The 26,421-nt window shown below is 61.4% G+C and carries 24 protein-coding genes and 1 pseudogene; 8 read left to right on the top strand and 17 right to left on the bottom strand.

Translation table 11 applies throughout. The annotated features are described in order from the left end of the window. Positions 1-667 precede the first annotated feature (667 nt). Positions 668-1,624, top strand: a complete 957-nt coding sequence (locus IVA95_RS24970) for a calcium-binding protein (RefSeq protein ID WP_213250189.1) — start codon at positions 668-670, stop codon at positions 1,622-1,624. 351 nt (positions 1,625-1,975) lie between these two features. Next, complete coding sequence (locus IVA95_RS24965) at positions 1,976-2,218, top strand: hypothetical protein (RefSeq protein WP_247512908.1); 243 nt, start codon at positions 1,976-1,978, stop codon at positions 2,216-2,218. Positions 2,219-2,340: 122 nt separating this feature from the next. Here the strand turns inward: IVA95_RS24965 and IVA95_RS24960 are convergent, their stop codons facing one another. The 13 genes from IVA95_RS24960 to eno form a co-directional block, all read right to left on the bottom strand. Continuing rightward, positions 2,341-3,663, bottom strand: a complete 1,323-nt coding sequence (locus tag IVA95_RS24960; protein WP_247512907.1) for a hemolysin family protein — start codon at positions 3,661-3,663, stop codon at positions 2,341-2,343. 353 nt (positions 3,664-4,016) lie between these two features. Beyond that, positions 4,017-4,181, bottom strand: a complete 165-nt coding sequence (locus IVA95_RS24955; RefSeq protein ID WP_213250193.1) for a hypothetical protein — start codon at positions 4,179-4,181, stop codon at positions 4,017-4,019. Positions 4,182-4,280: 99 nt separating this feature from the next. Next, positions 4,281-5,249: a tripartite tricarboxylate transporter substrate binding protein BugD gene (locus IVA95_RS24950; protein ID WP_247512906.1), complete on the bottom strand. Its 969-nt coding sequence runs from the start codon at positions 5,247-5,249 to the stop codon at positions 4,281-4,283. 112 nt (positions 5,250-5,361) lie between these two features. Beyond that, positions 5,362-6,603 (bottom strand): threonine synthase, encoded by a 1,242-nt coding sequence (locus IVA95_RS24945; protein ID WP_247512905.1) that lies wholly within the window; start codon positions 6,601-6,603, stop codon positions 5,362-5,364. Positions 6,604-6,796: 193 nt separating this feature from the next. Further along, entirely contained in the window at positions 6,797-8,215 is a 1,419-nt protein-coding gene (lpdA, locus tag IVA95_RS24940; protein WP_247512904.1) for a dihydrolipoyl dehydrogenase, read from the bottom strand. Between the two features lie 137 nt (positions 8,216-8,352). Next, positions 8,353-9,714, bottom strand: a complete 1,362-nt coding sequence (locus IVA95_RS24935) for a pyruvate dehydrogenase complex dihydrolipoamide acetyltransferase (protein ID WP_247512903.1) — start codon at positions 9,712-9,714, stop codon at positions 8,353-8,355. A gap of 2 nt (positions 9,715-9,716) precedes the next feature. Next, complete coding sequence (locus IVA95_RS24930; protein ID WP_213250202.1) at positions 9,717-10,022, bottom strand: DUF5076 domain-containing protein; 306 nt, start codon at positions 10,020-10,022, stop codon at positions 9,717-9,719. A gap of 6 nt (positions 10,023-10,028) precedes the next feature. Next, positions 10,029-11,429: a pyruvate dehydrogenase complex E1 component subunit beta gene (locus IVA95_RS24925; protein ID WP_247512902.1), complete on the bottom strand. Its 1,401-nt coding sequence runs from the start codon at positions 11,427-11,429 to the stop codon at positions 10,029-10,031. Between the two features lie 104 nt (positions 11,430-11,533). Next, the gene (pdhA, locus tag IVA95_RS24920) at positions 11,534-12,556 is read right to left on the bottom strand and encodes a pyruvate dehydrogenase (acetyl-transferring) E1 component subunit alpha (protein ID WP_213250206.1); all 1,023 of its coding nucleotides are present in this window, start codon (positions 12,554-12,556) and stop codon (positions 11,534-11,536) included. A gap of 203 nt (positions 12,557-12,759) precedes the next feature. Continuing rightward, on the bottom strand, positions 12,760-13,077 hold the full coding sequence (locus IVA95_RS24915) for a septum formation initiator family protein (protein ID WP_057843085.1): 318 nt from the start codon (positions 13,075-13,077) through the stop codon (positions 12,760-12,762). A gap of 160 nt (positions 13,078-13,237) precedes the next feature. Then, complete coding sequence (locus tag IVA95_RS24910; protein WP_247512901.1) at positions 13,238-13,792, bottom strand: NADPH-dependent FMN reductase; 555 nt, start codon at positions 13,790-13,792, stop codon at positions 13,238-13,240. Between the two features lie 151 nt (positions 13,793-13,943). After that, positions 13,944-15,080, bottom strand: a complete 1,137-nt coding sequence (locus IVA95_RS24905) for a zinc-binding dehydrogenase (RefSeq protein WP_247512900.1) — start codon at positions 15,078-15,080, stop codon at positions 13,944-13,946. Positions 15,081-15,126: 46 nt separating this feature from the next. Next, the gene (gene eno / locus IVA95_RS24900) at positions 15,127-16,410 is read right to left on the bottom strand and encodes a phosphopyruvate hydratase (protein ID WP_247512899.1); all 1,284 of its coding nucleotides are present in this window, start codon (positions 16,408-16,410) and stop codon (positions 15,127-15,129) included. A gap of 176 nt (positions 16,411-16,586) precedes the next feature. On the opposite strand from eno, the gene IVA95_RS24895 reads away from it, so the two are divergent. The 4 genes from IVA95_RS24895 to queF all read left to right on the top strand — a co-directional run bounded on the left by IVA95_RS24895 (position 16,587) and on the right by queF (position 19,676). Beyond that, positions 16,587-17,573, top strand: coding sequence for a lyase (locus IVA95_RS24895; RefSeq protein WP_247512898.1), 987 nt, complete (start codon positions 16,587-16,589; stop codon positions 17,571-17,573). Then, positions 17,570-17,959 (top strand): c-type cytochrome, encoded by a 390-nt coding sequence (locus IVA95_RS24890; RefSeq protein ID WP_247512897.1) that lies wholly within the window; start codon positions 17,570-17,572, stop codon positions 17,957-17,959. Before IVA95_RS24895 ends, IVA95_RS24890 begins: the two co-directional genes overlap by 4 nt. Positions 17,960-18,136: 177 nt before the next feature. Continuing rightward, a complete protein-coding gene (locus IVA95_RS24885) occupies positions 18,137-18,865 on the top strand; it encodes a class I SAM-dependent methyltransferase (RefSeq protein WP_247512896.1) in 729 nt (242 codons plus the stop codon). Positions 18,866-19,199: 334 nt separating this feature from the next. Beyond that, positions 19,200-19,676, top strand: coding sequence for a preQ(1) synthase (gene queF / locus IVA95_RS24880; RefSeq protein ID WP_247512895.1), 477 nt, complete (start codon positions 19,200-19,202; stop codon positions 19,674-19,676). Between the two features lie 119 nt (positions 19,677-19,795). On the opposite strand, the gene IVA95_RS24875 is transcribed toward queF, so the two are convergent. Together IVA95_RS24875 and IVA95_RS24870 are read right to left on the bottom strand one after the other, a co-directional pair. Beyond that, the gene (locus IVA95_RS24875) at positions 19,796-20,746 is read right to left on the bottom strand and encodes an ABC transporter substrate-binding protein (RefSeq protein ID WP_247512894.1); all 951 of its coding nucleotides are present in this window, start codon (positions 20,744-20,746) and stop codon (positions 19,796-19,798) included. A 171-nt stretch (positions 20,747-20,917) separates the two neighbouring features. Continuing rightward, positions 20,918-22,648 (bottom strand): adenylate/guanylate cyclase domain-containing protein, encoded by a 1,731-nt coding sequence (locus IVA95_RS24870; RefSeq protein WP_247512936.1) that lies wholly within the window; start codon positions 22,646-22,648, stop codon positions 20,918-20,920. A gap of 152 nt (positions 22,649-22,800) precedes the next feature. Here IVA95_RS24870 and IVA95_RS24865 point away from each other — a divergent pair, with 152 nt between their 5' ends. Further along, positions 22,801-23,034 (top strand): hypothetical protein, encoded by a 234-nt coding sequence (locus IVA95_RS24865; protein ID WP_247512893.1) that lies wholly within the window; start codon positions 22,801-22,803, stop codon positions 23,032-23,034. Here IVA95_RS24865 and glsA read toward each other — a convergent pair. Beyond that, positions 23,028-24,889 (bottom strand): annotated as a pseudogene (gene glsA, locus IVA95_RS24860) (glutaminase A). The gene IVA95_RS24865 and the pseudogene glsA sit on opposite strands and share 7 nt — an antisense overlap. Here glsA and IVA95_RS24855 point away from each other — a divergent pair. Beyond that, a complete protein-coding gene (locus IVA95_RS24855) occupies positions 24,881-25,231 on the top strand; it encodes a hypothetical protein (protein ID WP_247512892.1) in 351 nt (116 codons plus the stop codon). The pseudogene glsA and the gene IVA95_RS24855 sit on opposite strands and share 9 nt — an antisense overlap. A gap of 8 nt (positions 25,232-25,239) precedes the next feature. On the opposite strand, the gene IVA95_RS24850 is transcribed toward IVA95_RS24855, so the two are convergent. Beyond that, a complete protein-coding gene (locus tag IVA95_RS24850) occupies positions 25,240-26,415 on the bottom strand; it encodes an MFS transporter (protein ID WP_247512935.1) in 1,176 nt (391 codons plus the stop codon). Positions 26,416-26,421: the final 6 nt, after the last annotated feature.

Below are 26,421 nucleotides of genomic sequence, written 5' to 3'. Positions count from 1 at the left end.
GGCAACCATATTCGGGCTTATAATCGGCGGTGCCCCGTCGAAGAACCTCGTTCCGGGAGACCAGGCTCTCAATCGATCACAACCTGAGGGCGATCGGGGACTGGAAGTCCAACGCGAGAATCGCCCCCACGCATCCAGATCGACCATTTGCCGAGCGAGCCAGCCTCGCCGCGAATCGAACAACGCAACCCGAACGACATCAACGGCGCCTGTCTTTCGATTGCGCCATTGCGCACACCGAAAACTACATCCCACGCCATGCATGGCGTTCGAAAGGGATCGCGTCATTTTTGTGCGACCGGCACTTTTTGCGCCAGTTTTCGTCACGCAATGATGCGGCCCGTGCCATGCGCACCGCAGGCGCTTGTCGTTCATATGCGAGAGAGAACAACGCGGTACGCAATCTGTCGCAGATGTTTAGATCACCCGCTGGAATTGAGGCGCCTGCCAAAGGATCGGCGCACGAACGCCTTTCGCGTCACCATATTGCCCCTGCGCAGCGCAAATCCGCCGCGCACACGTCCAGCCACGGGCCCGTTTTGCTGTTTCTTCTTCGATGCGGGTGAGGGATCCTGCCTCACGTCCTTCCCGCGCGCATCACGCGAGGCTTTCCCAAAGTCCGTGGTCGTTTCTAGTCCGTGAGGCCTCTGAGTAAGAGGTTCGACTAATGGCACGCTTCAATCTCAACAGGTTCTTCGACGACGGCCGGCTCGATGATTTTTTAGCCAGGTTTACGGGTGGCACCGCCGACCACGATCATCTGAACGGCACGACGGGCAACAACGTCTTGTACTCCGGTGCCAAGGCGGACTCGGTCGCCGGCATGGCCGGTAACGACACGCTCAACGCCGGCTCCGGCGACGACAAGGTGTGGGGTGGCTCGGGCAACGACAAGCTTTCAGGCGGCTCCGGTGCTGACCTTCTGGTCGGCGGCTTCGGCGCTGACAGGATGGATGGCGGCTCGGGCAACGACACGTTACTCAGCCGGTCGGACGCCGGCGAGATGGTCGCAGCCCAGGACGGCACGACCCAGATCTTCGCGGAAGAAACCGCGGCATTCAAGGCGGTCAACGACACCCTCACCGGCGGCGCCGGCGGCGACACCTTCCGCTTCGAAGGCATGGTGAACGCCAAGGACGAGATTGTCGCCAAGCACGTCAATGCCGACGGCACCATCGACTGGGTTGGCGTTACCGGCGAGAACGGCGCCACGCATGATCACTGGGTCGACGGCTTCGGCAACGACGTGATCCGCGACTTCAACCGCGCCCAAGGTGACAAGATCGAAATCTCGGCGCATACCGCCGAGGTCAAGTCGATCGAGCACAAGGACAGCAACGGCGACGGCAGGAACGACTACAGCGTGATCACCGTCATCAGCCAGCAAGGCAATGCCGGTGCGCACGACGAAGATCTGCTCGGCACCATCACCGTCTACGGCAACCTGGTGAAGCAAAGTGATATCGCCGTTACCCAAACCGTGTATGGCGCCTACGAGAAGGTCGGCGAACTCGGCGGCGCGCACTTCGATCTGGAAGACGATGGCGTGCTGGCCGGTGGCGGCACCGACGGCGGCCACCACAACGAAATGACGGCGGCTGCCAACATGGCCACCTACGCGTAAGCAGCGATCCAGAACAAGGGCCACCTCCCGGCCCTTGTTCTCCAGCGTCCGGTGTCGGTTGAATCGTCACCGGCCGCTGGACTGCGTCCGCGTCACAGCAAGCCCGCATGAGCATAGCGATGTGCCGGAAGTTTGATCCCTGATGTCGCTTCGCTCTCTGGGCTACGCTTGCTGCACGAGCCGCCGGCGCCGTGGGTATCCGATTTGGTGCATGCGATGGGCTCGGGAACCCTGCGCGCGAAGCAAACCGGGAAAAAGTGGAACTTTCATTAGCTGGAGGCGTTGGCGGTGCCGGGGCATCGAACTGCGGGGCTGCTGCGCTGTTGTTCCATATTCCGCAGGAGGCGAACAATGAAACACGCCCTTTTAGCCGCTTGCGTAATGCTGATGGCCGGACCAGCGCTTGCCGATCCGTGGAAGGACGAAAGCGGTAAAGGCCGGTGGGGAGCTGATCGCGATCGTGGCTACTATCGCACCCACAACTATGACAGAGACTACAAGCAGGAGTTCTATCGCGGACCTTGCAAGATCGAACGCAAATGGGAGCGCAACGGCGAATACAAAGAGGAAACGAAGTGCAAGGGCTACCGCTAGCAGGTAGCTAAGAATTGCCCCATTGATGGCACCTGCTCGTAAAATTGCGGCAGGCTTTTGTGTTGTCGAGAAGTCTGTAAGCTCATGCGTGATGGCGTAGGCGCGATTACCTGTGGCCTAGTCTAGGGTGGATCAGAATCTCTTGACGCAAGAACCTTGCTAATCCGCGGACCGTCCATATCAACGATCCGGAATCGCCATCCCTCCCAAGCGAACTGGTCACCAACGGCGGGTATTCTGCCGAGTAGAGCAATCGCAAATCCTGCAAGCGTGTGAAAGTCGCCTTCCGGCCTGCGACCGATATTGAGGCGAATCAGAACTTCGTCCGCTGCCACTTTGCCATCTAAGAGGAACGTGCCGTCCTGTTGCCCAACCACCGCAGGGTCCTCACCGACATCGGGCAGATCGCCCGCAATTGCCTCAAGGAGGTCGGTCCGCGTCACGATGCCCTGAAGCGTTCCATATTCGTCGACGATCACGCCGACGCGAGCAGGCTGCGCCTTGAACCTCTCGATAGCGTGAAGCACGGGAATCGATTCGGGGAGAACCAAAAGCTGCTGAACTGCAGCGAGGGGATCGAGTGGTTCGCCATCGAGAGCCTGATCAAGCAGATCTTGCTTGCGTATGACGCCGACGATCTCATCAAGGTTACCACGGCTCACGATGACGTGCTCGTGGCGGCACTCTCGCACGGCACGCAGGACTTCGTCCCGGCTGTCGTTAGCATCAGTCCAGTCGATATCCGTTCGCGGGGTCATGATGTCGCTCACCTGGCGACTGGTGATGTTGATGATCCGCTCGACGACATTGCGCTGCGCGCGCGCGAGCAAGCCTGCTTCCTCGGTTTCGGCCACTAGGAGCTTTATTTCCTCAGGGGAGTGGATCGTTTCCTGTTCGCTCGCCGGCCTCAACCCGGCCAAGCGGAGAACGCTGTTGCCCAGCCCGTTCAAGCACACGATGGCTGGCTTGAACAGGAATCCGAACAGCACGAGCGGTCGTACGATCACGAGCGCGGTTATCTCTGTCCGCTGCAGCGCGAGGCTCTTGGGTGCAAGTTCGCCAAGCACGATGTGAAGCATCGTAAGTATGACGAATGCAGTCGCGATGGCAATCGCGTGAGCGCCGAACGTCGAGCCGGATCCAAGAGGCCCAACCAATAGCGGCTCGATCAGGTGCGCCAGGGCCGGCTCGCCGATCCAGCCCAGCGCCAGCGAGGAAATCGTGATGCCAAGCTGGCACGCCGCAAGATTGTAGTCGAGCCGAGTAATGGCCCGTTGCAGCGCCCGAGCATTCATGCGGCCGCCGGCGACCAACTGGCCTACTCGGCTTCGGCGTATCGCAACGAGGGAAAATTCGGACGCGACGAAGAAGCCATTTGCACCGACGAGTAAGATGATCGCGAGGACTCCAAGTATATTGATCAAACTGCCATCGCCCGTGGACATAATCTTCTCCCGTGGGCATCGACGGTTCCATTCCGCTCGACGCTGATCCATTCTGTGTGATGTGCCGACTCCCGCAAGACCTGCGCATGCATTGATGCAACGAGGCAGGTTTCGCTGCTCGTCGATCTCAGGGAATGTATGCTTGGAGGTCTGTCGCTCATGACCGACACCGACCAAATGGCCCGCGACCGCGACTAATGATGCGGCATTTGGTCACTCGCGACGAAAGGGGCAGCAGGTCGCAAGTCCCAACGGTAGCCAGTTCGAAATAGAGCATCCGATCAATGGACGGCCTAGCCGCCGCAGACCGAAGAGATCGGACAAATCAGCACATTTACCAACCCATCTTCACGCTACTTCTTTCCGGGCGCGACCGGCGCGAGGTCAGAATCGCTGGTCACTTCTTTAACCCCGCCCAATTCCCCGCCGGTTAGAATGAATGCCGCGGCAGCCACTGCGATGATTCCGCCGAGAATGAGTCCGATTGTGCGCTTGGGTCGGTTGTCATTGTCAGCCATTGTGCGCTCCGTGTACGTATAAGAACGGTAACGTCCGCGCTACCCGTAGGGTTCCCCGCCCCCGTGCTTGAAGATTCGTCCGCGCGCATCCGGAGATAGCTAATCCACCTTGACGTTGGCGGCCTTGATCATCGGCCACCATTTTTCGATCTCGGCCTTTTGCCAGGCGCCGAGCGCTTCGGGCGTGAGCTTGTCCTTGGGTGGCATTTGCAGGCCGAGGTTTTCAAGCTGCTTGCGCACCGCCGGATCGGTCAACGCCTCCACCGTCGCCGCATTCAGCTTGGCGATAACGTCCTTCGGCGTCCCCTTGGGTACCCAGAGACCAGACCACAGCGTCATGTGGAATCCGGGCAATCCCGCTTCGTCGACGGTCGGGATGTCGGAAGCCGATTCCACGCGCTTGCTATAGGTAATGGCATAGGCGCGGATGTTACCTGCACGCACCTGCCCGATTGAATTGGAGGTCTGGTCGACGATCATGTCGATCTGGCCGGCGACCAGATCGTTCATCGCAGGACCGGTGCCGCGATACGGCACATATTGCAGCTTGATGCCGGTGACGTTCTCGAAATAGAGCCCGGCGATATGGCTGCCGGAGCCGGCGCCGGCCGTACCCGCGGTCGCCGGCGTTGGCTGCGCCTTCAGCCACGCCACAAATTCCTTCAGCGAGGTGGCCGGCACCGCCTTCTTGCTGACGATGATCATCGGATTGCTTGGAAGCAGCGCGACCGGTTCGAGGTCAGTGACGAGGTCGTAGCCGAGCTTGTAGATCGCGCCATTGGCGACGTGGGTGCCGAGATGGCCGAAGCTGATCGTGTAACCGTCAGGCGGCGAACGCACCGCGCGGCCGACGCCGACCGAACCGGCCGCTCCCGTCACGTTCTCGACCAGAACCTGCTCGCCGAGCGTAACCTTCATGCGCTCGGCGAGAATCCGCGCCATCGCATCCGACGGACCGCCCGCAGAGAACGGCACGATGATGGTGACAGGACGCGAGGGAAAGCTTTGCGCAAATGCGGGGCCGGCAAACAGGAGAGCCGCAAGTATGGCCAGAACCATTCTTCGCATTATAACCTCCTCAAGCGCCCACTCCCGTCATTGCGAGAAGCGAAGCGACCAAGCAATCCATACTTCCGTCGGAGCGAGATGGATTGCTCCGCTGCGCTCGCAATGACGGCCGCTACAGCTTGGCGTAGTCGATCGGTTGATGGCGATCGAGCGTGCGCGTGACCGGCGGAAGCGGATATTTAAGCCCTGTCGCGCAATTGAACAGCATGACGCGATCGTTCTTCGTCACGCGGCCGTCGGCAAGGCTTTGCTGATAGGCAGCATACGTCGCCGCCCCTTCCGGACACAACAGCAGGCCCTCCTCGCGCGCGACTTCGTTGAGCGCAGCAGAAATCTTCTCATCCGGGACCGCAATCGCAAAACCTTTGCTTTCACGGACGGCACGCAGGATCAGAAAATCTCCCACCGCCTGCGGCACACGGATGCCCGAGGCAATGGTATGGGCACCTTCCCAGCGCGGCGCGTGCTCGGTGCCGTTCTCGAAGGCGCGCACCATCGGCGCGCAGCCGGACGCCTGCACCGCCACCATTCGCGGCCGCTTCGCGCCAATGAAGCCGATGGCTTCCAGTTCGGCAAACGCCTTCCACATGCCGATCAGGCCGGTACCGCCGCCGGTCGGATAGAAGATCACGTCAGGCATCTCCCAGCCGAGCTGCTCGGCGAGCTCAAGGCCCATCGTCTTCTTGCCTTCGATCCGATACGGCTCCTTCAGCGTCGAGGTATCGAACCAGCCGGCTTTTGCCTTGCCCTCACCGACGATCTTGCCGCAATCGTCGATCAGACCGTTGACGCGATAGACGGTGGCGCCCTGCAGCTCGATCTCGCTGACGTTCACCTCCGGCGTGTCGGCGGGGCAGAAGATCGTCGTCTTGATGCCGCAGGAAGTGGCGTATGCCGCAAGCGCGGCGCCCGCATTGCCGTTGGTCGGCATCGCCATGTGCTTGATGCCGAGCGCCTTGCCCATCGACACCGCCATCACAAGGCCGCGGGCCTTGAACGAACCGGTCGGCAGCCGTCCCTCATCCTTGACGATGATCTCGCCGCCGCCGAGTTTTTTCGCAAGCTTCGGAAGTCGGATCAGTGGCGTCGCCACTTCGCCGAGACTGACGATGTCGGTGACCTTCCGAACCGGCAGCAGTTCGCGGTAGCGCCACATGTCAGCGGGACGCTCCTTAAGCGCGTCCTTGGTCAGTGCCCTCTTCACGCCGGCCAGGTCGTACCGCACCAGCAGCGGCTTGCCGGCTTTGGAGAGGTTGTGGATCTGGTCGGCCTCGTACCGATCTCCTTCCATCGCGCATTCGAGGTGGGTGACGAAAGTCGGACGTTCGATGGTCAGATTGTCGTTGTCTTTCACGGGGTATGTTCTTTCTTGTTCTTGTCGCTTCACTATTAGACCCGTCACCCTGAGGAGGCCGCAGAGCGGCCGTCTCGAAGGGCGACAGGCCCCGCTGCTCGATCCGGGCCGTGCATCCTTCGAGGCTCGCTGCGCTCGCACCTCAGGATGACGGGACGGCTGCTGTGCTCTATGGCTGCCGCGCTCCCGTCGGTTAAATGTTCAACACCCGCCCGTAAGCATCGAGCACCGCCTCCTTCATCATCTCCGAAAGCGTCGGATGCGGGAATACGGTGTGCATCAACTCCTCTTCCGTGGTCTCCAGGTTCATCGCGACCACGTAACCCTGGATCAGCTCAGTCACCTCGGCGCCAATCATGTGGGCGCCGAGCAACTGGCCGGTTTTCTTGTCAAAGATCACCTTGACGAGGCCCTGGTCCTCGCCGAGCGCGATCGCCTTGCCATTGCCGACGAAGGGGAAACGGCCGACGCGGATTTCGCGGCCGTTTTCTTTCGCCTTCGCCTCGGTCAGCCCCACGGAAGCAATCTGCGGGTGGCAGTAGGTGCAGCCGGGAATGAGGTTCTTGTCCGTGGCGTGCGGGTGCAGGCCCTTGATGGTCTCGATGCAGACCACGCCCTCGTGCTCGGCCTTGTGGGCGAGCATCGGCGGGCCGGCGACGTCGCCGATGGCGTAGATGCCCGGGACATTGGTCTTGCCGTAGCCGTCGATCACGACGACCCCGCTATCGGTCTTGACGCCCAGCTTTTCGAGCCCGAGCCCCTCGATGTTGCCGACCACGCCAACGGCCGAGATCACCCGCTCGAACTCGACGGTTTGCGGCTTTTTGCCGTCGTCGATGGTGGCGACCACGCTGTCGGCCTTCTTCTCGAGCTTCGTGACCTTGGTGCTTGAGAGAATCTTGATGCCCTGCTTCTCGAACCGCTTGCGCGCCAAACCTGCGATCTCAGCATCCTCGACCGGGAGGATCTGCGGCAGCACCTCGACCACGGTGACGTCGGCGCCCATGGTGTGGAAGAACGAAGCGAACTCGATGCCGATCGCGCCGGAGCCGACAACCAGCAGCGATTTCGGCATCCGCTCCGGCACCATCGCCTCAAAGTAGGTCCAGACCAGTTTCTTGTCAGGCTCAAGTCCCGGCAGCACGCGCGGCCGGGCGCCGGTGGCGAGAATGATGTGCTTTGCCTGATAGGCGCCCTCGCCCAGCGCGCCCTTCGGCGCCTCGACGGCGGACTTCTTCACGGTGACCTTGCCGGGCGCGTCGATCGACGCCTCGCCCCAGATCACCGTGACCTTGTTCTTCTTCATCAGGAAGCCGACGCCGTCATTCAGCCGCTTCGAGACGCCGCGCGAGCGCTGCACCACAGCCTTCGGATCGAACGATATTTTCTCCGCGGAGAGGCCGTACTCCTTGGCGTGCTGCATGTAGTGAAAAATCTCGGCGGAGCGCAGAAGCGCCTTCGTCGGGATACAACCCCAGTTCAGGCAGATACCGCCTAGATAGGCCTTCTCGACGATCGCGGTCTTGAAGCCGAGCTGGGCCGAGCGGATTGCGGTGACGTAGCCGCCGGGGCCGGAGCCGATGATGATGACGTCGAAGGAATTGTCGGCCATGGCTATGTGCTCGTTATCGTGCGACCATCACAGTTCTCCGTCATTGCGAGGAGCCCTTGCAACGAAGCAATCCACCTTGTCGCCGATGAGATGGATTGCTTCGCTGCGCTCGCCATGACGGTGCGGCTACCCTCGCCTCACACCATCATCATCACAGGATTTTCGATCAATTGCTTGAACGCGCCGATCAGCTCGGCGCCTAGCGCGCCGTCGATGGCCCGGTGATCGCAGGAGAGCGTTACGCTCATCATCTGCGCGATCTCGATCTTGCCGGCGCGTACCACGGGACGCTCCTCGCTGGTGCCCACCGCCAGGATCGTCGCATGCGGCGGGTTGATCACGGCTGTGAAGTGATTGATGCCGTACATTCCGAGGTTCGACACCGCCGTGGTGCCGCCCTGATACTCTTCCGGCTTCAGCTTGCGGGCTCGCGCGCGTGCGGCAAAATCCTTCATCTCGGACGAGATGGTCGAAAGCGTTTTGGTTTCCGCTTTGCGGATGATTGGCGTGATCAGGCCGCCGGGCATCGCAACGGCCACTCCGATGTCGGAATGCTTGTGCTTGAGCATGCCGCCTTCGGTCCAGCTCACGTTGCAATTGGGAATCCGCTGCAGCGCGATCGCCATCGCCTTGATGACGAAGTCGTTGACCGAAAGCTTGTAGAGCGGCTTCTTCTCCTTGTCCTTGGGCGCTGCGGCGTTGATCTCCTCGCGCGCCACAAGCAGCTTGCCGATGTCGCAGTCCATGGTCAGATAGAAATGCGGCACGGTCTGCACCGAGGCAGTGAGCCGCTGCGCGATGGTGCGGCGCATGCCATCATGCGGCACGATCTCGTAAGTGCCCTCCTCGAACAGCGCCAGGATCTGCTTGTCGGACATCCCGGGCGCAAACGCGCCCATAGGCGCGATACTCGGACCCGCCGCAGGCGCGGCGGCCGGGGCTTTCAGGCCCTTGCCGGATTTCGCGTCCTCGACGTCGCGGGCGACGACGCGGCCATGCGGGCCCGAGCCGTTGATGCGGGAAAGATCGATACCGGCATCCTTGGCCAGACGGCGCGCGAGCGGCGACGAGAAGATGCGGCCTTGGCCGTTACCCTTGGCAGGCGCCGCCGCCTGAGGGGCAGGCGCGGGAGCCGCTGCGGGCGCAGGCGTTGGCGCCGGTGCCGCGGCGGCGGGCTTCGGCGCTTCTTTGGGTGCCTCCTTGGGCGCTTCAGCAGCCTTCGGCGCGGGCGCGGCGCCTGCCGCCTTCACGTCCTCGCCGTCGCCGGCCAACACCGCGATCACATCGTTGACGGGGACGTCCTGGGTCCCCTCCGGCACCAGGATCTTGGCGATCGTGCCTTCGTCGACCGCCTCGACTTCCATCGTCGCCTTATCGGTCTCGATCTCCGCGATCACGTCGCCGGATTTGACCTTGTCGCCTTCCTTCTTGAGCCACTTGGCAAGGTTCCCCTTTTCCATCGTGGGCGACAGCGCAGGCATCAAAATGTTGATCGGCATCGTCAGTGACCCTGTTGTGACCGGGGCGTGGTGGAGCCCATGTCGGTCGGCCGGTTAATTTCGGCTTCGAACATCTCGACAATGCGCGCGAGCGCCTCGTCCTCGGTGTAGCCGCTCTCGCGCGCATAGGCGCGGGCGGCGTGGCGGGCGATATCGACCAGCAGCAGACCCCACATGTCAGGCTCCTCGAAGGCGCGCTGAAACGCGATCGAGAGCCCGCCATCGACGACGAAAGCGCGCAGGACTTCGACGGCGTCCTCGCGGCCGATGACGTCGGGCGGCAGCGGTTGTTCGTTGGGACCGGGCATATCGACCTACCGATAGGCAACGGCCTTGGCGGCCTGGACCACCTCGGCAACGGAAGGCAATGCGAGCTTTTCGAGGTTTGCGGCATAAGGCATCGGCACGTCCTTGCCGGATACGCGCGCGACCGGCGCATCGAGATAGTCGAAGGCGTGCTCCATGATGCGAGCGGCGATCTCGGCGCCGACGCCGCTTTGCTGCCAGCCCTCCTCCACCGTCACCGCGCGCCCGGTCTTCTTTACCGATGCAATGATGGTCTCGGTGTCCATCGGGCGCAGCGTGCGCAGGTCGATCACCTCGGCCTCGATGTTTTCCTTCGCGAGCTCGTCGGCCGCCTTCAGTGCATAGGTCATGCCGTTCGACCACGAGATCAGCGTTACGTCCTTGCCCGAGCGAACGATACGCGCCTTGCCGATCGGGATCACGTAGTCGTCGAGTTTTGGCACTTGGCCGGTGTGGCCGTACAATACTTCGTTTTCGAGGAAGATGACCGGATTGGGATCGCGGATCGCGGCCTTGAGCAGCCCCTTGTAGTCGGCCGCCGAGAACGGCGCGATCACCTTCAGCCCGGGAATTTGCGAGTACCAGGCCGAGTAGTCCTGGCTGTGCTGGGCGGCGACGCGGGCGGCGGCACCGTTCGGGCCGCGGAACACGATCGAGCAGCCCATCTGGCCGCCCGACATGTACAGCGTCTTGGCCGCGGAGTTGATGATCTGGTCGATCGCCTGCATGGCGAAATTGAAGGTCATGAATTCGACGATCGGCTTCAGCCCCGACATCGCCGCGCCGACGCCGACGCCGGTAAAACCATGCTCGGTGATCGGGGTATCGATCACGCGCCGCGCGCCGAATTCCTGCAGCAGGCCCTGAGTCACCTTGTAGGCGCCCTGATATTCCGCGACCTCCTCGCCCATGATGAACACATCGGGGTCGCGCCGCATTTCTTCCGCCATCGCGTCGCGGAGCGCTTCGCGGATGGTTTGAGTGATCATCTCGGTGCCGGCGGGGACTTCCGGATCGGGCTCGGCGACGGCGGCGGGCGGCGCGGCTGGTGCCTTCTCGGCCTTGGGCTGACGCGCTTCCGCCTTGGCTTCAGCGGGTGGCGCGGATTCCGCGGCCTTCGCCGCTTGCGCCGGCGCGCTGGCCTTGCTGAGATCGGCGGCGCTCTCGCCGTCGGCCAGAATGGTCGCGATCGGCGTGTTGACGGCGACGTCGGCGGTGCCTTCCGGGATCAGTATCTTGCCGAGTGTGCCCTCATCGGTCGCCTCGACTTCCATCGTCGCCTTGTCGGTCTCGATCTCGGCGATGACATCGCCCGACTTGATGGGCTCACCTTCCTTCTTCAGCCACTTCGCAAGATTGCCCTTTTCCATGGTGGGCGACAGCGCAGGCATCAGCACTTGAATGGGCATATCGGCTCCCGAAAATCACTCTTTAGATCGGTTTGAGCATGATCGTTTCGGAAAACCGGTTTCCACTTTTCCGGATCATGCTCTAGTTCTGCGCGTGGTTGAATTCAGCGATAGACGTCGGTCCAGAGCTCGGACGGATCGGGCTCGGGATCGCGCTGGGCGAAATCGGCGGATGCGTTGACGATCTCGCGCACCTCGGCATCGATCGCCTTCAGCTCCTGCTCGCTGACCTTGGCGGCCAGCAGGCGGTTGCGCACCTGCTCGATCGGGTCCTGGTCGGTGCGGATTTTTTCGACCTCTTCGCGGGTTCGGTATTTGGCCGGGTCCGACATCGAGTGGCCGCGGTAGCGATAGGTCTGCATTTCCAAGATGAACGGCCCCTTGCCGGCGCGGCACCAAGCGACCGCCTCGTCGCCCGCGGCCTTCACGGCGCGGACGTCCATGCCGTCGACCTGCTGGCCCGGAATATTGAAGGAGGCTCCGCGCTTGGAAAAATCGGTCAAGGCGGAAGAGCGCGTCACCGAGGTGCCCATGGCGTAACGGTTGTTCTCGATCACGTAGATCACCGGGAGCTTCCACAGCTCCGCCATATTAAAGCTCTCGTAGACCTGGCCCTGGTTGGACGCGCCGTCGCCGAAATAGGCGACGCTGACGAAATCATTGCCGCGATAACGATTGGCGAAAGCAAGGCCGGTCCCGAGCGAAACCTGGGCGCCGACGATGCCGTGGCCGCCGAAGAAATTCTTTTCCATGCTGAACATGTGCATGGAGCCGCCTTTGCCCTTGGAATAGCCGCCGCGGCGCCCGGTGAGCTCGGCCATCACGCCGTTGGCGGACATCCCGCAGGCCAACATGTGGCCGTGGTCCCGGTATCCGGTTATGACCTGATCGCCCTTTTTCAGGGCCATCTGCATCCCAACCACCACAGCTTCCTGGCCGATATAGAGATGGCAGAAGCCGCCGATCGCACCCATGCCGTAGAGCTGGCCGGCCTTTTCCTCGAAGCGGCGGATCAGGAGCATGTCCCGCAGCGCGGCCAGTTCCTGCGCCTTGGTGAATTCCGGTGGGGACCCGTCTGCCTTCTCCTGCCCTGATTCCTTCGCGACGCTTTTCTTGGGTGCAGCCATGGCAATTCCGGGTGAAAGAGAGACGGATCAGCCCTCTCTATCCCAACTCAAACCGCCGTGAAAGGATTGCGTGCGCTGGAGAAAATATTGCTATGCCGCAGTGCAATGTGGGCTGCGACATTTTCGAAATTGATTTGGCGATTTTTTGAAATTTGCGCACGCTGCATAAAAAGCAGCCGCCGGTTGTCGGACTGTCCGTGCGCTTAATTTGGCTTGACGATCCGGATCAGATCGCGCGGATTGGCGTAGTCGAGCTGGAAGCGCGCGCGCTCATCCAGCATGTCAGGGTCGACCCGGTCGGAGCGCAGCAGCGATACCCGCTGCTCGCCCTCTGCCCGCTCCCGCTTCAGCCGCGCCAGTTCCGAAGTCAGGGCAATGATTTCCTGATCAAGCTCCTGGCGCGCGTTCAAGCCGTATTTGCCGGTATAAGCATTGACGCCGAAATAGCCGACCATCATCGCCGCCACCGTATAGAGGGCGAGTCCGGTCAGGATCGATTTCAATCGGGTGCGGGAGACCATGCCGTCAAGATGCGACGGTCCGGTTAATGGAATGCTAAGGCGGTGGGCACGAATGTCGCCGCCGTCATTGCGAGGAGCGAAAGCGACGAAGCAATCCAGCCATCCGTTATGCCCGGCTCTGGATTGCCTCGCTTCGCTCGCAATGACGGGGAGAGAGCGGTTACCTGTTCTGCCTCTCGATGAAAGCCGCAAACGCGTCGATATATTGCTGCAGCACTTTCTGCACCGCTTCCTTCACGAGCTCGCCCTTCTCGTTAAAAGCGTCACCAACGGCGTTGAGGTAGATCTCAGGCTGTCCGAGGATCGGACCGGAGATACCCGGCAGGATGTTCTGCAAATGCTTGGCTGCGCTGACGCCGCCGAGCGCGCCGGGCGAGTTGCTGACGATGCCGGTCGGTTTGCCAAGGAACGAGCTCTTGCCGTAGGGACGCGAGCCGACGTCGATCGCGTTCTTCAGGACACCGGGAATCGAGCGATTATATTCGGGCGTCACGAACAGCACGCCGTTCGACTTCTGCAGCTTTTCGCGAAACGCCACCCAGTCAGCCGGCGGTGCTGCTTCCAAATCCTGGTTGAAGAAGGAAATGTCATGCAACGTGGTCACATCGAGCTTGAGCGAAGCCGGCGCCAGCTTGGCGAGCGCATTGGCGACCTTGAGCGAAAAGCTCTCCTTGCGGAGAGAGCCGACGATCGTGACGATGGTATGGGTGGCCATTGAATTTCCCTTTTGAAGCAAAAGCGCCAGCGCTTCCTTACGCCAGATCAGCAGAAAGATGCAAGTGCATCAACTTATCTTTACAGCTGCCTCGGCATGCAAAAACAGGCCGCCTGAAAGGCAGCCTGTTCGCGGCGGTAGAAGCGCGCGCTCATCCCTTGTTCGGATTGATCAGGAATTTCTCGCCGGTTGAGCGCTTGTTGTAGACGGCGATGTTGGAAAGCTGCAGTGCCTCCTGCAGCGACACTACCTGCGTGTAGTGGCTGGCAAAGGTGGTCTTGAGCTCGGAGGCCACGCGCTGGCGTAAGCGGCCGATTTCGGCGGGGCCGATCTTCTGCAGGAACGGCGTCAGGAGCCAGCCGCCAACGCCCCAGGTCAGGCCGAAGGTGCGGCTCAACTCGGTCGGACGGTTATCGAGGCTGCCATAGATATAGACCTGCTTGTACACGTTCGAGCCGTAGCGGCTGTATTCCTTGGCGGTCTTGTTGGCCGCAATCTCCATGCAGGTGAGAATCTGGCTTGCCAGCTTGCCGCCGCCGATGGCGTCGAATGCAATGGTGGCACCGGTTTCCACCAGGGCGTTGGTCAGGTCGTCCATGAACGTGTCTGACGTGGAATCGACGACATATTTGGCGCCGATCTTGTGCAGGATATCGGCCTGCTCCTTGCTGCGCACGATATTGACGAGGCCGATGCCGTCCTTGATGCAGATCTTATTGAGCATCTGCCCGAGATTGGAGGCGGCCGCGGTGTGCACCAGCGCCTTGTGGTTCTCGCGCCGCATCGTCTCGGTCATCCCAAGCGCGGTCAAGGGATTGACGAACCATGATGCACCGTCGGCCGGCGTCGTGCCGGGGGGCAGCTCCATGACGTCCCTGACCTTGATGGTGCGATACTGCGTATACATCGCGCCGCCGATCATCGAGACCGCTTTGCCCATCAGCGCTTTCGCGGCGTCCGAAGATCCGGTCCTGATCACCACACCGGCACCCTCATTGCCGACGGGGAGCGACTGGTCGAGCCGCGCCGCCATCATCCGCATCGCGGCTTCCGGCATCTTCGCCGTGACCACGGGCGCGTCCTTGGTGCCGGACTCCTTCGCTGTCGACATGTCGGCGGGACCGATCAGCAGCCCAAGGTCGGACGGATTGATCGGGGTCGCCTCGACATGGACCACGACTTCGTCGTCGGCTGGCTCGGGCGTTGGGACATCGACCAGCGACAGTTCGAGTTCGCCGCTCTTCTTGAGCAGCGAACGCAGTTGAAGCCCGCTCTTGCCGTCACTCATCGCCATCGTCCCCTTGTGTTCCGTTCTATCTGGATGCGCCGATGCCTTACGCCAAGGCCTTCAGCGCCGATTTGCCGGCATATTTCGCCTGATTGCCGAGTTGCTGCTCGATACGCAGGAGCTGGTTGTACTTGGCGGTGCGATCGGAGCGCGCCAATGATCCGGTTTTGATCTGGCCGCAATTGGTGGCGACTGCGAGATCGGCGATGGTGGAATCTTCCGTCTCGCCGGAACGGTGCGACATCACGGAAGTGTAACCGTATTTGTGGGCCAGCTCGACGGCGGCGAGGGTCTCCGTCAGCGTGCCGATCTGGTTGACCTTGATCAGGATCGAATTGGCGCGGCCGTTCTTGATGCCGTCGGCAAGCCGGGTGACGTTGGTGACGAACAGGTCGTCGCCGACGAGCTGGCACTTCGTGCCGATCAGGTCGGTCAATTCCTTCCAGCCGTCCATGTCATCCTCTGACATGCCGTCCTCGATGGTGACGATCGGATAACGCGAGACGAGATCGGCGAGATATTTTGCCTGCTCGGAACGCGAGCGGGTCTTGTTCTCGCCGCCATAGACGTAATTGCCGTCCTTGAAGAACTCGGTGGCCGCGCAATCCAGCCCGAGCATCACGTCGCTGCCCGCCTTGTAGCCGGCCTTGCCGATCGCGCTCACCACGAACTCGAGCGCTGCATCCGCCGACGGCAGGTTCGGCGCAAAACCGCCCTCGTCGCCGACATTGGTATTGTGGCCGGCCTTCTTCAGTTCGCTGCGCAGCGTGTGGAAGATTTCCGAACCGCAGCGCAGCGCCTCGGCAAAGCTCACGGCGCCCACGGGGAGGATCATGAACTCCTGAAAGTCGATCGGGTTGTCGGCATGCGCGCCGCCATTGATGATGTTCATCATCGGCACCGGCAGCGTCCGCGCCGAGGTGCCGCCGACGTAACGATAGAGCGGCATGTCGAAGGATTCGGCCGCCGCCTTGGCGCAGGCCAGCGAAACGCCGAGGATGGCGTTGGCACCGAGCCGGCTCTTGTTCGGCGTGCCGTCGAGATCGATCATGATCTGGTCGATGTGGACCTGGTCCTCGACGGCCTGATCGCTCAGTGCCTCGAAGATCTCGCCGTTGACGGCTTCCACCGCCTTCTGCACGCCCTTGCCGAGATAGCGTTGCTTATCGCCGTCCCGCAGCTCGACCGCCTCATGGGCGCCGGTGGACGCACCGGAGGGAACAGCCGCGCGGCCGATCGAACCGTCTTCCAGCACCACATCGACTTCAACGGTGGGATTGCCACGGCTATCGAGAATTTCACGGCCAATGATGTCGACGATGGCGGTCATGTCTTAAACTTTCCTGGGAATGGGTGGTCCGGTTTCGGGGCGGTCTTACACGGGGAGCAAGCAAATGTGAACGCTTGAGGAATGGCCTTTCCGGACGGCACCGCCCAGTCAGGGTAAACTGCTCGAGGGTTGATATTGGCGTCCAAACCTTCACGTTCACAAGCCGAGGTAACGCAATGAATCGCCGCCAGTTTCTTGGAACCGCCGCTGCCGGATTCCTTGCCGCGCCCGCGCTCCTGCGCCATGCGAGCGCCCAGGAAGGTCCGTTCCGCGTCAAATATTATCCGGTCAAGTCAGGCATGGGCTCGCGCGACACCACGCCTGCCCCCGATGGCACGATCTGGTTCTGCGGGCAGCGCAACGGCACGCTCGGGCGTCTCGACCCACGCGACGGCTCCTACAAGCTGGTCGATCTCGGCAAGGGCGCTGCGCCCCATGGCGTCATCATTGGGCCGGACGGCGCGCCATGGATCACGGAGGGTGGACAGAACGCGATCGCGCGCGTCGATCCCGGCGATCACAAGGTGACGCTGTTCCGCCTGCCTGAAAAGGAGGCATACGCCAACCTCAACACCGGCGTTTTCGACAAGAGCGGCATCTATTGGTTCACCGGCCAGTCCGGCATCTACGGCCGGCTCGATCCGAAATCGGGCGATATGACGGTGTTCAAATCGCCGCGCGGCCGCGGCACCTACGGCATGACCGTCACGCCGAAGGGCGACGTCTGGTACGCCTCGCTGGCCGGCAGCCACATCGCCAAGATTGATCCGACCACCGGCAACGCGACTGTGGTCGAGCCGCCGACGCCGAACCAGGGTGCGCGGCGCGTATGGTCGGATTCGAAGGGGCGGATCTGGGTCAGCGAATGGAACAGCGGCCAAGTATCGGTGCACGATCCCGCCGACGGCTCCTGGAAAGCGTGGAAATTGCCGGGCAGCAACCCGCGGGCCTATGCGGTTTATGTCGACGACAAGGACAAGGTCTGGCTCACCGACTTCGGTGGCAACGCGATCGTGCGCTTCGATCCAGTGACGGAGAAATTCAACGCATTCCCCAGCGATAAACCGGGCGCGAATGTGCGCCAGCTCGACGGCCGGCCCGGCGAAACCTGGGGCGGCGAGTCCGGCAATGACCGCCTGGTCGTGATACAGACGGTCGCGTGAAGTCATTCGCCGTCCTGTTGCTGTTGTTGCTTTCCCTGCCCGCTCCCGCCCTTGCGGAAGAAGACGGCGCGCGGGCGTTTGCACCCTGCCGCGCCTGCCACAGCCTCGATCGCGCCGAGCGCAGCCTGCCTGGTCCCAACCTTTCTGGGCTGATCGGCCGCATAGTTGCGGGCGATACCGATTTCGATTACTCGCCGGTGCTGCGCAAGGCCCGCGACGAGGGATTGCGCTGGGACGCAACGGGCCTGGACACCTTCCTCGCCGATCCCGCCGCAATGTTTCCGGGATTATGGATGTCGATGCGCGGGATCGAGGACTCGGCCGAGCGGCAGGCGCTAGTCCGGTTTCTTGAGGACCCCTCCTCGCGCTCGAGCCGGTCCCGATGAGATTGAGTCGTTTGGGTCCCAAATCAGGCCGGTTCTGATTCAAGCTGCGTGCTGGCGAAGGAGGCCGGCGGGCACGGCGACGTCTCTTTCGGTCGATGTTCGCAGGCGTGTTCTCGCCGGAGATAGTACAGTCGGCGGGGCTCTGTGCCTTATCTGATCACGCTCGATGGAGTACACATGGCACAGAATATCTACGATAATCCGGACTTCTTCTTTGGCTATAGCCAACTTCCCAGGCAAGTTAAGGGCCTCCACGGCGCTCCCGAATGGCCGGCGATACGTGCTCTGCTTCCTAGCATCGCGGGCAAGCGGGTCGTCGACCTTGGCTGCGGTTTCGGCTGGGCTTCGCGCTGGATGCGCGAACGAGGTGCAATATCGGTTCTCGGGCTGGACTTATCTGAGAATATGATTTCCCGTGCAAAAGCCGATACGAGCGATGCCGCAATCACGTATCGAATTGCGGATCTCGAAACACTTAGTCTACCTGAGGCAGCCTTCGATCTCGCCTATAGTGTCTTGACGTTACACTATATCCGCGATTTCGACCGGCTCGTTTCCATGGTTCACCGGTCACTCGTGCCTGGCGCCGAGTTCGTTTTCACTATCGAGCACCCAATCTTTATGGCCGCCACTCATCCGCACTGGATGGAGGATGAGGACGGCCGCAAGACCTGGCCGGTGAATCGCTACGCCATCGAAGGTGAGCGCCAGACAGACTGGTTTGTGAAGGGAGTGGTAAAGTATCACAGGACCATCGGCACGACGCTCAATGCACTGATCCGCGCTGGATTCACAATCAAGGCCGTTGAAGAGTTCGCGCCATCGTTGGAGCAAATCAGAGAAAATCCGGATCTGGAGGAAGAAATTGAGAGGCCCATGATGCTTATCGTATCCTCAAGGCGCTAGTGCATCGGCTATTTTATCCTATTTTATCCAATGCCTGAGCATGAGACGCATCAATATGCATGACCGGGCATTGTTGACTCTCGAATTCCTTTTGAACTCATTGGTTCGGGCTTGGCAGTTGCCGAGCATTGAGCTTCCGCCACGCCGCCAACCAGACTAATAGCGTTTTCGAGCAAAGCGTGCCCTCGGACTTGAGCCGGGGGCGGACACCAGTTCGCGTGAAGGAGCGAGTCAAAAATCACTGGAAGGACGTCCGTTCCGGGAACGGAAGTCCTGACGGGTTGACGACACGGCGCTGTTGCGGCCATGTCAGCGCTCGCAAAGGACGCTCATAATGGCCAAGAAATCATTGAACAAATCATCACAGAAATCATTGCAGCTCGGCCGCGCCGTGGAATGGCCGGACAGCCCTGAAAAGGCGCAACTCGACCGCGTGCCCAATCCGCAAACGGGCGCCAATTATCTGGTTCGCTTCACCGCACCGGAATTCACCTCGATCTGCCCGGTAACGGGCCAGCCGGATTTTGCGCATCTCGTGATCGACTATGTACCGGGGCAATGGCTGCTGGAATCCAAATCGCTGAAACTCTATGTCGCGAGTTTTCGCAGCCACGGCGCCTTCCATGAGGATTGCACGGTCATGATCGGCAAGCGGATCGCCACCGAGATCAAGCCGAAGTGGCTTCGCATTGGCGGCTACTGGTATCCGCGCGGCGGCATCCCGATCGACGTGTTCTGGCAGACCGGCAAACTGCCCAAGGACGTGTGGGTGCCCGACCAGGGCGTCGCGCCCTATCGCGGGCGGGGATAAGCGCTGATCAGAAGGGGACCTACGAGCCGCTCGGCACCAGCCGTCCCATCAGAATTGCGTGGTGGAAGGCCGACTGCGAGAACTCGTTGGCAGTTAGCGAAATCGGCCGAATAGATCTCTTACTCAATTACCTCATCAGCACCGGCGACGAGTGAAGGCGAAAATTCTCGCCCAAGTAACTTGGCGGCCCTAACGTTGATGATGAACTCCACCTTGGTGACAAGCTGGACCGGAAGATCAGAGGGCTTCTCGCCCTTGAGGATGCGCCCGACATACATGCCCGCGCGCCGATGCGATTGCGCAAAGTCTCCGCCATAGCTCATCAAGCCGCCTGCGGCAGGGAAGTCTCGGGATTGGGTAATTGCGGGCACGCGATATTTCATGGCGAACTCGGCCAGCTGTCTACTGCGAAATGCGAAATAGGGGTCCGAGGTAAAGACGAGCCCACCCGCTTCCTGAGCTATGGTGGAGAAAATAGGTTCGAACTCCTTTTCAGTACTTGCGTTCAACACCTGCAGATGCACTCCCAGGGTTTCGGCGGCCGAGCGCAGCTTCTGCAATTGTGAATTGGCGGTTGGACTTGTGGGGTTGGCGACCACCGCCAATTTAGCTGCGGTCGGCAGTAGTTCATGCATCAACTCAAGCCGCTTCGGCGACACGTCGACGCTCAAGCTCGAAACCCCCGTGATATTGCCGCCCGGCCGCGGCAAGCTGTCCACGACACCTAACTGAACGGGGTCGCCACCCATCTCAAAGACGATTGCATTGTTCGCAGCGGCGGCTTTCGCAGCGAGCGCCACCGGCGCGCCGCCGGGCGCGACGACGACGTCGACATTGCGGGAGACCAAGTTGGCAGCCAAGGCAGGCAATCGCGTGTATTGCCCTTCGGCCCACTGATAGTGGATGGCGACATTACGGCCTTCGACAAAGCCGGCTTCGCCAAGTCCTTGGTGAAAAGCTTTGAGTCGACTGGCAAATAGCTCCGGAGATTCCGCGCAAAGATAGCCAATGACCGGCATCGCCAGTTTTTGCGCATGTAGCGAGGTTGTCCAAGTGGCGGCGCCCGCCATCAACGAGAGAAAGTCTCGCCGACTGACGCATCTGCGAGACACTATTGCATTAGAGTTGGCGCTCTTCATACCTTCACCATCGGCTGTCCGTCGGCCGCTGATCCCAGCATATCCCGCGACGCTGGCTTAGTCGCGAACGGATTTCGCCAAGCCGCCGCAGTTTGCCATCGGCTATGGTGTATCGAAGGAAATTCCGAATACCGGAATAGCCTCGTCAAATCCCTTGATTTGGCGGTCCCCAAGTTCCACTAGAGACCGCTTGCCCCTAACGCATTCGGCGACTTCGGCGTCTATCAGGATTTCCCGATCTGCGGCAGATGCGCATAGGCGGGCCGCGAGATTTACCACATTACCGATGGCGGTGTAATCGAACCGGTCCGCGTACCCGATCCGTCCAACTGTTGCCGCCCCACTGGCAAGACCAATCCCGAATCCAACCTGGTAGCCTCGCGATCGCCAGCCGGCGATTAGTCCTTGCACGCTCTTCTGCATCTCAACAGCAAGATCGACAGCCCTTAATGCCGGTTCTTCAACGGGTACGGGTGCGTTCACGAGAACCATAAGGCCATCTCCCGAGAAACTGATGAGTGTCGCCGCAAATTGCGTAATAGCTCTGCCAAGGACCTCATAGTACTCTGACAACACGCTCATGACTTCCTCTGGCGCAAGTGCTGCGGAAAATGCGGTGAAGCCTCGCAAGTCGCAAAATATAACGACGACTTCTGCGTGGCGCCCGTCCAATACACTGTCGTCGCCCGCTCGATCGACAAGGTCGGCCACCTGCGGTGCGAGGAATCGCTTGAGCTTCGCTATGCGTTCCTGGTGCTGCTGCGCCAGCGCCAACTCGGCAGCCATCTTGTTAAAGCTGTTTGCAAGACGCTGAAACTCGTCGCCGGTCTCAATGGAAATGCGGTGGTCGAAAGACCCAGCCCCGATCCTCTCAGTCCCTTCCTCAAGAACTCTTATTGGTTCGGTCATCCGATGCGCCAGTGCGTAGGCAAGCAACGCAGCGAACATTGTGCCCGCCGCAAGGAGCGCTACGGTTCGCCACAAGACTGCATAGATCGGTGCGTAGGCTTCAGCTAACGGCTGTTCGACGATTACAGTCCAATCGGGACCCGCAACGGGAGCCGCGACGGCGGCAACCTCATGGCCGTGGACATCTCGGCTTGTCGCGAAGCCGGCCCCCGCGGGCCCGATTGCGTCGCGTATGGTGCGGAACGGCTTGGAGGTTGCTTCTTCCGCCCCACGGAGGACGAGGCTGATGTCGGGATGAGCAATGAGCCGACCCGGTCGGTCCAAAACGAAGGCGAAGCCGGTCTTTCCCACCTTTATCGCTGAAATCACATCCCAAATCAGCTTGAGATTGACTTCTGCGATAACTACTCCGACCGATGGTCGATTACCAACGACCGCAACCGTCAGGTGTGGTTCGGAGCCTCGATGGTAGCTTACGTCGCTAAACCAGACTTGTCCCGAGCGCGCACCAATTACCGCAGGATCAGCAGATCGGTCTGTGCGGCTTTCAATTCGATTGAGTCCGATCCGTGAAACATAGAGGCGCTCCAGGCCCCTGTTGTCGAGGAGTGCGAGACTGACAATCGCAGGCGCCTGCCGAAACAAGCGTAACGCCTCGGTCCGCCGCCGCTCGTCGGGCTCGTCGCTCCAGGGAACTTGGACCAACCAGCCGAGCTGGTTTGTGATACCGTAAATGAAGTCATGGATTTCGGCTGCGGCAGATGTTGCTTGAACGCCAAGCAACTGATCAAGCCTTGCTCGCTGGTCGCGATAGCCGAACCAAGCTTCGACAATACCGTTGATCGCGAGCGGAATCGCGACGGCCATAAACAGTACGAGCAGGTACTTCTGGAAAAGACCGCGAAAACGTTCTCGGACAATCATCGCTGGTACCAGTACAAAAACCAAGTCAACAACTGCACTTGCTTCGGCCGTCCACCGGCAATCTTTATCACAGACTCCCAAGCATACAGCCGCTCCGAAAGATATGGCGGCGAGCGAGTCCCGTTTTCTTGCATTTTAAGGTCGATCCCACGGTGGAAATCCCGGCCTGCATCGACATCCGGACCGGTTACGACAAGAGGGCCGAACATGCCGACGACGATTTCCGCTTCGGAAAGATCGGCCGCAAGGCCTATGATAGGTTGGGAGACCTGCGCCAGGAGGGCGCGGACGCGTACAAGCGCTGCTTCACCGAGCGCGCTCCGAAGCAGCCGTCCTTCCGAAGCAACCCGGCAGGCACAATCCCTGCTGTCTGCCGCGCTCAATAAGCGCTGAGCAAATCGACCTTGGCATTCGCAAGGATCAGACGCCTCGCCAGCAGGGCCGACAGATTACGCATGATCTTCAGCGCGATCTGCGGGTGGAGCCGGCGATAATCGGCAAAGCTGTCGAGTGGCAGCTCGAGGCACTTCACGGCCGTGTCAGCCCAGACATCGGCGCTGCGGAGCTTCTCGATGATCGCCATCTCGCCGAATTCCATGCCAGGCCCGAGCGAGGCCAGCCGCACGCCGCTGGGCAGCTTCACGCTCACCATTCCGCTTTGCAGGAAGAACAGCGAATTGGCGGGCTTCCCGGCGCTGATGATGCGCTGGCCGGCCTCATAGCGCCGCGCGGTCGAGAGGTCGGCCAGCGCGGCGATCTCTTCCGGCGCCAGATCGGCCAACAGCGCCTGCTCGCCGAGATGGCTGGTTTCCTTCGACGAGGTGAAGCCGCCATAGCGATAGATGACCTGGTCCTCGGCCCATTCGATCGCTTCATCGAGCAGCGCGAAGCGCCGCAGCCGCTGCGGATCGGCGGTCCGTGCGCGTACCTCCGTCCACACCGACGATGTCGCCTCCAGCCCGGTCAGGATCGCGGTGACGCCGGCGTTGCCGAGCATGGTGAGATTCTCGCCGAGCAACTGCGCGCCCGCCGCGGTCAGGTCCGGCACCCGGCGAAAGTCGAGGATCAACAGCGGCGCGTTCGGCGGTTCGCCGGCGAGCCGCCGCGTCACGTGGTCTATTGTCGCGAAATTCAGCGCGCCGACCAGCTCGATCACCCTGATATCGCTGTGGCGCTCGTCGAGGATTTGCTGCTCATGCGGTTGCCGGCTGCGGCGCGACGAGATGCCGAAGACGTCGTAGTCGGCGATAATGCAGGTGCGAACGTCGGCGCTGCGGTTGAGCATGTGCAGGTCGAACCGTGATGACAACGCCTCGCATACTTTCAAGCCGCGCACGCTGTTGCCGTGGCTGTCGAGGTTCGGCGAGAACGTGCCTAAGCCCAATTGCGACGGAAGCGCCGCGACGATACCGCCGCCGACGCCGCTCTTGGCGGGGATGCCGACGCGGTAGATCCATTCGCCAGCGTAATTATACATGCCCGAACTGGTCATGACCGAGAGCGTGCGGGCCACGATGTTGGGCGAAATGACGAAAGTGCCGGTCACGGGATTGACGCCGCGATTGGCCAGCGTTGCCGCCATGACCGCAAGATCGCGCGCCGTGACCAGGATGGCGCATTGCCGGAAATAGGTGTCCAGCACGGCATCGACGTCGTCCTGAAGCACCAGATAATTCCGCAACAACAGGCGATCGCACGATTGCGGTTGCCGGTCAGCGCTTCCGAGGCGTGAACCGCATCGTCGACGTCGAGCTCGCGCCCGGCGAACTGGCTGAGCTTGGCGCGGATGCGCTCGAAGGCGTGAGCGCCGTCGACCTGATGGATCAATCCAGAACAGGCGATCGCGCCGGCATTGACCATCGGGTTGAACGGCCGGTTGTCGTTGGTCAGCCGGATCGAATTGAACGCCTCACCGCTCGGCTCCACGCCGATCGCTGCCGCCACGCGTTCCTCGCCGACCAGCTCGAGCGCCAGCGCAAACACGAAGGCTTTGGAGACCGATTGGATGGTGAAGGGCACGGCGCTGTCGCCGACCTCATAGACATGACCGTCAATGGTCACGAGACCGACGCCGAAATGCGCCGGGTTGGCGCGTTTCAGCTCGGGGATGTAATCGGCGACCGCGCCGGAATGGTCCGATTTGAATTGCTCGTAGCAGCCGGTCAGAAAGCGCTGAAGCGGCGGCTCATTGGCATAGCCGCTGTGTCTAGCCGCCAAATTGCTTCTGAGCGAATGGGTAATCTGGGCGTCCACATCATCACCTTAAATGGCAAGGAACGAAGCAACCTCCGTGCCATCGACGGCTACCTGAGCTGGACTTCCGCGCGCAACCGCACGCACCAGATGTGTGTCATCCTGACGCGAGCCGGCATTTCCTCACAAATCGAGCCTGAATTGCACCATTGTCGCCGGGTCGGGGGAAACCAGCGCTGCCAAGGACGCGGCGCGCTACCGCATGAGCATCCGATGACGAAGGAAACGACACCCTTGTGGGTGTGGCTGTCGATTGCGCTGTTGGCCATCGGCACGCTCGGCTATGTCACGGCGGTCTATCTCGTCGAACACGTCATGGGGTTATTTTAGCCCTCGGGCTACTTCGCCGCAGCATCCGCCGGTGGCGTCTGGCGCAGCAGCTTCGCGCAGATAAAGCCGAGCGCGATCATCACGGCCGCTGCGGTGAGCAGCGTCGGTACCTTGCCGGCGTGCTGGATGCCGAAGCCGTAGGCGATCGGGCCGACGGTCTGGCCGAGAAAGAAGAAGAACGAATGGAGCGCCAGCGCGGTCGCGCGCGCTTCCGCCGATAGTTCGCTGGCGAACACCTGGATGCAGCCGTGGATCATGTAAAAACCCCAGCCCATGAAGATCAGGCTGAGGGTTTGCAGCTTCCATTCGGGCCCCATCGCGACTGCGGTGAGTTGTAGCCCGACCATCGTCGCACCGGCGATCATCATGCCCTTGACGCCGAGTTTCGGCAGAAAGCGCGACACCGTCATGGTGTAGAACAGGCCACCGACCGCGAAGCCGGCGATGACAATGCCTGCGACCGACAGCGAGGTTTCGCCGAGTTCGAACAGGAACGCCGCGATGAAGGGAAACAGCCCGAGCACGCAGCACCCTTCGATGAACACTGCTCCATAGCAGATGCGGGCGTTCGGATTGCTGAAGATGGTGCGATAACCGCCGCGGAGCTGCGCAAAGCTGCTCCGCGGCGGACGCGTCAACGCAGCGCCGCGGAATCCGGCCGCTACCGCGACTGACGATAGCACCACCAATCCCCCGAGCACGGCGAGCACGCCGCGCCAGCCGAGAAAGTCGCCGATCAGGCCCGCCGCCGATGCCCCCATGATGTTGCCGGCCATGGCGCCGGCCAGCGTGCGGCCGATCGCGACCTGGCGCTTGTCGGGACCGACGAGATCGCTGGTGAGGCTGAGCGCGACCGGGAATACGCCGCCGGAGCCGATGCCGGCGAGAATCCGTGAGGCGAACAGCAGCGGGAACGATGTCGCCATGGCACCAAGAATGTTGGCAAATCCAAGCAGCACCAGGCAGATGATCATCAGGCGTGCCTTGCCGAACATGTCGGCCATGGCGCCGAGGACCGGCTGGATGATGGCAAAGGTGCAGGCGAAGGCCGCGGCAAAGCTGGCGGCGGTAGCGATCGAGACGGAAAATTCCTCGGCAACATGCGGCAGCACTGGATCAAGCGCTCGGGCGGACAGGCTTGCCGAAAAGGTCGCTAGCGCAATGATATTGAGCGCCGGCGGCATGCCGCT

This window comes from Bradyrhizobium sp. 157, from assembly GCF_023073815.1.
Taxonomy (GTDB): domain Bacteria; phylum Pseudomonadota; class Alphaproteobacteria; order Rhizobiales; family Xanthobacteraceae; genus Bradyrhizobium.
The sequence above is the reverse complement of the archived record's forward strand: the minus strand, read 5'-3'. Positions and strand labels throughout refer to the sequence as shown.